6 protein-coding genes and 1 pseudogene are annotated in these 6,199 nt (G+C 66.8%); 5 read left to right on the forward strand and 2 right to left on the reverse strand.

Translation table 11 applies throughout. From position 1 onward, the window contains the following. Positions 1–6: 6 nt before the first annotated feature. Entirely contained in the window at positions 7–951 is a 945-nt protein-coding gene (locus JOF43_RS22355; RefSeq protein ID WP_209897638.1) for an SDR family oxidoreductase, read from the forward strand. Positions 952–1,060: 109 nt separating this feature from the next. Here JOF43_RS22355 and JOF43_RS22360 read toward each other — a convergent pair whose 3' ends face one another. Further along, positions 1,061–1,828, reverse strand: a complete 768-nt coding sequence (locus tag JOF43_RS22360; protein WP_209897641.1) for an SDR family oxidoreductase — start codon at positions 1,826–1,828, stop codon at positions 1,061–1,063. Positions 1,829–1,928: 100 nt separating this feature from the next. Here JOF43_RS22360 and JOF43_RS22365 point away from each other — a divergent pair, with 100 nt between their 5' ends. The 4 genes from JOF43_RS22365 (at position 1,929) to JOF43_RS22380 (ending at position 5,145) form a co-directional block, all read left to right on the forward strand. Further along, positions 1,929–2,780, forward strand: a complete 852-nt coding sequence (locus JOF43_RS22365; protein ID WP_209897643.1) for a helix-turn-helix transcriptional regulator — start codon at positions 1,929–1,931, stop codon at positions 2,778–2,780. Between the two features lie 93 nt (positions 2,781–2,873). After that, entirely contained in the window at positions 2,874–3,659 is a 786-nt protein-coding gene (locus tag JOF43_RS22370) for an SDR family NAD(P)-dependent oxidoreductase (protein ID WP_209897645.1), read from the forward strand. An 87-nt stretch (positions 3,660–3,746) separates the two neighbouring features. After that, positions 3,747–3,917 (forward strand): hypothetical protein, encoded by a 171-nt coding sequence (locus JOF43_RS22375; RefSeq protein WP_209897647.1) that lies wholly within the window; start codon positions 3,747–3,749, stop codon positions 3,915–3,917. A gap of 85 nt (positions 3,918–4,002) precedes the next feature. Beyond that, complete coding sequence (locus JOF43_RS22380) at positions 4,003–5,145, forward strand: AAA family ATPase (RefSeq protein ID WP_209897649.1); 1,143 nt, start codon at positions 4,003–4,005, stop codon at positions 5,143–5,145. Between the two features lie 134 nt (positions 5,146–5,279). Here the strand turns inward: JOF43_RS22380 and JOF43_RS22385 are convergent. Next, positions 5,280–6,199: pseudogene (locus tag JOF43_RS22385) on the reverse strand (IS3 family transposase); the annotation flags it as partial.

The following is a 6,199-nucleotide window of genomic DNA, read 5'->3' on the forward strand; positions in this document are numbered from 1 at the left end:
GAGAAGATGGCACGCAAGAAGGTCGATATCAGCATCCCGGATCTGTCGGGTACGCGCGCCGTGGTCACCGGCGCGAGCGACGGGATGGGCCTGGGCATCGCCACCCGCCTGGCCCGTGCCGGCGCCCAGGTGATCATGCCGGTCCGCAATCTCCGCAAGGGAGACACCGCGATGGCGAAGATCGTGCAGGCCGTTCCAGGGGCCGACGTGTCGCTGCGCGACCTCGATCTCTCGTCACTGGCCTCCGTCGCCGCCCTCGGCGAGACCCTGCGTGATGAGGGTGCGCCGATTCACATCCTCATCAACAACGCCGGTGTGATGACCCCGCCCGAACGGCAGGAGACCGCCGACGGACTCGAGCTGCAGTTCGGCTCGAACCACCTCGGGCACTTCGCGCTCGTGGCGCACCTGCTGCCGCTCCTCAAGGAGGGGCGTGCACGGGTGACCTCGCAGATCAGTGTCGCGGCGAATCAGAACTCCATCAACTGGGACGATCTGAACTGGGAGCGGTCGTACAACGGTGCTCGTGCGTACAGCCAGTCGAAGATCGCGTTCGGACTGTTCGGGCTCGAGCTGGATCGACGCAGCAGGGCCAACGGCTGGGGCATCAGCAGCAACCTGTCGCATCCTGGAGTGGCTCCGACCAATCTGCTGGCAGCTCGCCCGGAACTCGGCCGTTCTCGCGAGACGCCACGCCGCAGGCTCATCCGCAAGCTATCCGAGCGCGGCATCCTGTTCGGCACTGTCGAGACGGCGGGCATGCCCGCCCTCACGGCGGCGACCGATCCGGCGGCGAAGCCGGGCGCGCTGTACGGGCCGAGCGGCCCGGGCCATCTCGGAGGGGCACCGGCCGAGCAGAGACTGTACTCGCGTCTGCGCGGAGCCGAAGATGCCAAGCGCATCTGGGATGTCTCGGAGCGTCTGGCCGGGGTTGAGTTCCCGGCGTCCTGACGCGGGACGGGGCTCGGGTTGGCGCGGACGCCCCCCGGAAAGCAGGATGATGCGCCGCCCGGCACCCGGCCTGGCGGCGCATCATCCTGCCCGCTTGACGAACTACATATCACTCCGCCGCGTGCGGGTCGCTCGCGTTCAGGGTCTTGACGACCTCGGCGTAGTCGCCGCGCGCCTCGCCGTATCGCAGGAACTTCACACGCTCGACCTGCACCTCGGTCACGTCGGGCTCGTCGCGCAGGATCGAGATGACCTCGTCGGCGAACGCGTCGAGCGGCATCGCGAACGAGCTCTCGCTCTGACCTGGCATCAGGTCGGTCGCCACCGACGGCGGCTCCAGCTCCACGATCCGCACCGAGGTGTGGGCGAGTTGCAGTCTGAGCGACTCGCTGAGCATGTGGATCGCGGCCTTCGTGGCGTTGTACGTCGGGGTCACCCGCAGGGGTGCGAACGCAAGCCCTGACGAGACCGTCATGATCGTCGCATCCTCGCGAGTCTGCAGGTGCTCGATGAACGCTCCGATGAGTCTGATCGGGCCGAGCAGGTTCGTCGTGACGGTCTCTTCCGCCGTCGAGACGAAACCGGACGGACGGGTCCAGTCCTCGATGCGCATGATGCCCGCCATCGCCACAAGAACGTTCAGGTCGGGGTGACGCTCGATGACCTCTGATGCTGCGGACGCGATGGATGCGGCATCCGTCGTGTCGATCACGACCGTGTCGATCCCCGGATGCCGGGCGGCGATCTCGGCCAGCAGCTCGCGGCGACGTCCGCCGACGATGACCGTGTTACCCGCATCGTGCAGTCGTTCGGCGAGAGCGAGGCCGATGCCGCTCGTCGCGCCCGGGATGAAGATGGTGTTTCCGTTGATTCGCATGTTCAGAGTCTCCGCCGCGCAGGAGAGCCCTACCAGGGACCGCTTATCGAGGGATCGTCGATCCCTGGATGCCGTCTCGCAGTGCGTGCATCATGGAGGCATGGATCGTGAAGCCCTGGCCGAGTTCCTCCGCCGTCGTCGCGGTGAACTGCAACCCGGCGATGTCGGCCTCACATCAGGACCGCGACGCCGAGCGCCGGGTTTGAGACGTGAAGAGGTCGCGCAGCTCGCCCTCATGTCGACCGAATACTACACGCGCCTCGAACAGCAACGCGGACCGCAGCCGAGCACTCAGATTCTCTCATCGCTCGCCCGGGCATTACGGCTCACGGCCGACGAGCGCGACTATCTCTACCGCACGGCGGGGCACGCCGTCCCCGATCGCCTGGGGGCCACCGGGCACGTCGCACCGGCGCTGCACCGCGTCTTCGATCGGCTCTCCGACACACCTGCGTTGATCATCTCCGCCCTCGGGGAGACCCTGTTGCAGAACAGACTCGCTGCGGCGCTGCTCGGCAATAACGCTGGCGCGACAGGGTGGGAGAGGTATGAGTCGTGGCGATGGTTCGTCCACCCGGAAACGGGCCGGCAGCACTATCCGCAGAGCGATCACGCTCGACACAGTCGGACCCTCGTCGCCGGTCTGCGCGCAGCGTACGGTGCGATGGGAACCTCATCGCGGGCCGCCGAGCTGGTCTCGGAGCTGCACGGGAGCAGTGCGGAGTTCGTCGAACTCTGGGAGCAGCACGAGGTCGCCCAGCGCTTCGCCGACCACAAGGTGATCATCCACCCCGAGGTGGGGTCGATCGAGGTCGACTGCCAAGCGCTGTTCACCGAGGACTGGTCGCAGGCGCTCCTGGTTCTCACCGCCGAACCGCACAGCGAGGACGAGGAGAAGATCAGGCTGCTCGGCGTGCTGGGGGTTCAGCGGTTCTCCGCCTCGCGACAGTGACGAGCCGTCAGAATCAGACGCTGACCGGGTCAGTGTGAGCCTGGTACAGCCTGTGCCTGTATCTGGCGCTCGCCCGAGCGCAGAGTTGTCACCATGACGAACAACATCAACACCACTCCCGTCGGCCTGCTCGCCGGCAAGGTCATTCTCATCACCGGCGCGAGCCGCGGCATCGGCGCGGCCGCAGTACGCCTCTTCGCCGCTGAGGGCGCCTCGGTCGTCCTCGCCGCTCGTGGCACGGAAGCCCTCGACCGCATCGCCGATGAGATCCGCGAAACCGGCGGCACTGCGGACGCCCTCGCCCTCGATCTCGCCGACCCGTCGAGCATCCGCGCCGTCGTCGGCAGTGTCGAGAAGCTGCACGGACGCCTCGACGGAGCGTTCAACAACGGTGCAGCCCCTCAGCAGCAGTTCGGTCCGGCCGACACCACGACCGACCACGACATCGACGAGCAGTTCACCGTGAACTTCCGCGCGCACTGGATCGCCATGAACGCCGAAGCCGCTCTCATGCGCAGCAACGGCGGCGGCGCCATCGTCAACACGTCGAGCATCGGTAGCCGCCGAGCGAGCCCGGCACTGCCCGCCTACGGCGCCATGAAGCGCGCCCTGAACAGCCTGACCGAGACGGCAGCCGTGAGCTGGGCGGCCGGCGGCATCCGGGTCAACGCCATCACCCCGGGCGCCACGGCCACCGAGATGATGGACATATGGGAGGAGGCGGCGCCCGGAACCCTCGCGGCTACTGCCGCTTCCGTGCCCCTGGGCCGGCTCGGCGAGCCGCGTGAGATCGCCGAGGTCGCCGCCTGGTTACTCAGCGACCGCGCCTCGTATGTCACTGGCGCGATCGTGCCCGTCGACGGCGGCGCCGGGGCCTGAATCCGATCGCGAGATGCGCGAGCGGTATGCAGCCGAGAGCCTCGCCCACGGCGGCCGTCCTCTCGGATGTCTGGATCTGTGCGGCCGATGAGGGCTGGTGAGGCGCGAGATGCTGGCGGTGAGGTTCACAATCGGATACTGGCCTTCCTGACCGAGGGCACGCTCGAGGAATGGTTCTCCCCCAGCAAGCTCAGGGCTGAGCAGAAGGCGCCACTGCCCGCGGAGCTCGAGGAGGCCTCTACCGCGATCGCCGGATAGCTCGTCACCCGCCCCGTCAGCCTGAACGTAGTCCGAGGATCTTTTGATCCTTTTTGATGTGGGCGCTGCCCTTTATACTTTTTGTATGCCACGCAACCTATTCAAGCCGTCGTTCGGCACCTACCCACACCTCCTTGTCGGCCGCGACCAGCTGATCGACGAGTTCGAGGACACCTTCGACGGGATCCTAGACCCTGCTGGCCTAACGGTCCTCCTGTCCGGACAGCGCGGGATGGGCAAGACCGTGCTGCTCGACGCCTACCGACGAGCGGCCGAGGGCGCCGGATGGCTGGTCATCACCGAGAGCTCGAGCAGCGGACTCCTGGAGCGCCTTACTCATGACCATCTGCCGCGCCTGCTCCAGGAGCACTCCAGCAAGCCGCCGGCACAGCTCGGGTCCGCGAGCGGAACGATCGGCCCCCTCGGGGGCAGCGCCTCGTGGACCGAGCGCTACCCCGCAGAGTCGACGCTCCGATCGCAGATCACCGAGCTCACCGACGCTCTCCAGGCCGACGGGAAAGGCCTCGTCATCACCATCGACGAGGTCCAGGCCGCTGACATCGAAGATCTCCGCAAGCTCGGCGAGATCATCCAGTACGGCCGCCGAGAGGAACGTCTGCTCGCCTTCGCAGCGGCGGGACTCTCCACTCCCATCGAAGAGCTGCTCGACCACCCAGGGGCGACGTTCCTGCGCCGCGCCGAACACCACCCCATCGGCCGCGTGAGCCGCGCAGAGGTCCGAGCCGCACTTGCGGGGACGATCGCCGACAGCGGGCACGAGATCGACGTCCACGGGCTCGACCTGGCGGCCGATGCCGTCGACGGGTATCCCTTCATGATCCAGCTCGTGGGCTACCACACCCTCAAGGCCCACACGACCGCTGGCCCGATTACTACCGAGGACGTCGACACTGGAATCGCCGCTGCACGACGCCGCCTCGGCCGGCACGTCCACACCCCCGCCCTGCGTCCGCTATCGAGCGTCGACCGCACCTACCTGCTCGCCATGGCCCAAGACGACGGCCCTTCCCGCACAGGGAAGATCGCCGAGCGGATGGGCGTGAGCGCCCAGTACGCCGGCGAGTACCGCCGACGCCTCATCCGCGACGGCATCATCGAGTCGGCCGGCCACGGACAAGTCCGCTTCACCATCCCCTACACCGCGGACCATCTGCGCGAGCATGCCGCTCACAATGCACTCGAGGGCCTCGTCGACGAGGACACGTGATCCCTCCCTGCCATCGGAGAATGTCTTCCCGGTCGCGGTAGGACAGAACTTCCGCAGTCAGCCCACCCGCTCCAGAACAGGAACCGCAACATGTCCATGACTCACACTGAAGCGCCCTGGGTTCCGTTCCGTGGTTAGACGGTCGCGGGCGCGGTCGTCGTGGGGTGAGTGTAGGACGCTTCGACTTCGGCCGGGGTGCGATAGTCGAGTGCTTCGTGCAGGCGCTTCGTGTTCCACCAGGTGACCCAGTCCAGAGTGGCGATCTCGACGGCGGTCGCTGAGGGCCAGGTGCGGCGTCGGTGGATGAGCTCGGCTTTGTAGAGGCCGTTGACGGTCTCAGCCAGGGCGTTGTCGTAGCTGTCTCCGACGGATCCGACCGAGGCCTGGACTCCGGCGGTGATCAGCGCATCGGAGTAGGCCAGCGAGACGTAGTTGCTGCCCCTATCGCTGTGATGGATCAGCCCAGTCCGAGACGCTTCTGCGGGGAGGTCTGGAGGCCTGCTCGAGAGCCTGCAGTGGCAGTGCCTCAGTGCGGAGGCTGGTGGCCACTGCCCAGCCGACGATCCTTCGCGTGAAAACGTCCGTGATGAACGCGGTGTAGCAGAACCCGGACGGGATCCGGACGTAGGTGATGTCAGCGACCCAGAGCTGATTCGGTCCGGCAGCCGTGAAGTTCCGCTCGACCAGATCAGGACGACGGTCCAGGCCACCAGCAGGGCTCGTCGTGAACACCTTTCGACCACGGCGTATCCCGCACAGACCAGCAGCTTTCATCAGCCGAGCGGTCTGGTCGCGGCCGACTTCCCATCCGGCACGGCGCATCGCGTGATGCATCTTCCGATACCCGTAGACGCCGTAGTTCTCGGCATGAATCCGACGGATCTCTTCGACGAGCACCTCGTCACGGACCGCTCTGGCCGATGCCGGGCGCTGCTTCGCGGCACGGTATCCGCGAGAGGTGAGGAACCCACGTTCCGTCGCGCCCAGGACGCGGCAGATGGCCTCGACCCCGAAGTGATCGCGATGCCTATCGATGAAGGCGATCATTTCGTCG

The sequence above is a fragment of the Brachybacterium sacelli genome (genome assembly GCF_017876545.1).
GTDB classification, from domain to species: Bacteria; Actinomycetota; Actinomycetes; order Actinomycetales; family Dermabacteraceae; genus Brachybacterium; species Brachybacterium sacelli.

Bases quoted from the DNA above. Each gene is read 5' to 3' on its own strand.
- JOF43_RS22365 (WP_209897643.1), top strand. From the start codon at position 1,929: ATGGATCGTGAAGCCCTGGCCGAGTTCCTCCGCCGTCGTCGCGGTGAA.
- JOF43_RS22370 (WP_209897645.1), top strand. From the start codon at position 2,874: ATGACGAACAACATCAACACCACTCCCGTCGGCCTGCTCGCCGGCAAG.
- JOF43_RS22355 (WP_209897638.1), top strand. From the start codon at position 7: ATGGCACGCAAGAAGGTCGATATCAGCATCCCGGATCTGTCGGGTACG.
- JOF43_RS22380 (WP_209897649.1), top strand. From the start codon at position 4,003: ATGCCACGCAACCTATTCAAGCCGTCGTTCGGCACCTACCCACACCTC.
- JOF43_RS22360 (WP_209897641.1), bottom strand. From the start codon at position 1,828: ATGCGAATCAACGGAAACACCATCTTCATCCCGGGCGCGACGAGCGGC.
- JOF43_RS22375 (WP_209897647.1), top strand. From the start codon at position 3,747: ATGAGGGCTGGTGAGGCGCGAGATGCTGGCGGTGAGGTTCACAATCGG.